The organism is Phyllobacterium sp. SB3 (assembly GCF_040009165.1).
Lineage (GTDB): Bacteria > Pseudomonadota > Alphaproteobacteria > Rhizobiales > Rhizobiaceae > Phyllobacterium.
Genome location: NZ_JBDYKI010000033.1, coordinates 1 through 472, shown reverse-complemented (window position 1 = coordinate 472; position 472 = coordinate 1). Strand labels below are relative to the sequence as shown.

Here is a 472-nt window from a genome sequence, read left to right as displayed (position 1 = left end):
GTGACGATGTCCTTTCCAGGCGCGCCGCGATTGATCAGGCGCGAAACCAATGCCACGAGTGCGTTGCCGCCCTGCGCTATGACATCGAGGGCGAGTGGTGACCCGGCATCGGCGGCCTGAAAGACCAAGGGAACGAAACTGCCGATCTTGGCGGCACTTCCCTGATCGCCCAGCGCGCGTCCGAGTTCAACCGGATCGTCGATGCCAAGTGCCTGAAGCAGGCTGCGGCCAAGCTGCTCCATAGGTTTGCCAGCATCGAGCGACCTGCGCACCGCACGGGCGGCCTCTCGTACCAGACCGGCTGCGCTGCCTTCGTCGCCGAGATACCATCCCCAACCGCCGGCGGCGATCATCCGCCTGTCATGGCTCCGTGCAACGGCGATAGAGCCTGTCCCGCAGATCACCGAGATGCCGACATCCTTGCCAGCTGCGGGCAGTAGCAGTTCCGAATCGTTGAGGACCAATATGACGG

At 63.8% G+C, this 472-nt stretch carries 1 protein-coding gene; it reads right to left on the bottom strand.

All coding sequences use genetic code 11. From position 1 onward, the window contains the following. Positions 1–472 (bottom strand): BadF/BadG/BcrA/BcrD ATPase family protein (locus ABKW30_RS29270; protein WP_348602487.1); only part of this gene is annotated, 472 nt, incomplete at both ends.